The 261-nt window shown below is 42.1% G+C and carries 1 pseudogene; it reads left to right on the top strand.

Annotated features, from left to right (window positions below):
- Positions 1-261, top strand: a pseudogene (locus tag JJQ98_RS08770) (outer membrane protein); the annotation flags it as partial.

Raw genomic sequence — 261 nt, 5'->3', positions numbered from 1 at the left:
ATATGGATATGGCCAAAGCAGACTAACAAAAAACGCAGAACAATTAATGCCCGCATGGCTAGCTTACACTATCGAAAGTGCTCAAAAAGAAACACCTAATGCGCCTAATAAAGTTATAGGGAATATGCTTAGCGAGTTGGGTAATTTTGCAGGTCGAGCTATGATGGGTTATCAAACATTCAGGTTTCAAAACCCCCAGCTTGAGGCAGCTTATAAAGCGTTTAATACAGTTGGCCAGCAAGCTGCCCAAGCTTTAGGGAT

Origin of the sequence: Helicobacter pullorum NCTC 12824 (genome assembly GCF_017979475.1) — a bacterium.
GTDB lineage: Bacteria > Campylobacterota > Campylobacteria > Campylobacterales > Helicobacteraceae > Helicobacter_D > Helicobacter_D pullorum.
Note: the sequence above shows the minus strand (reverse complement) of the source record. Positions and strands in the feature narration are given on the sequence as shown.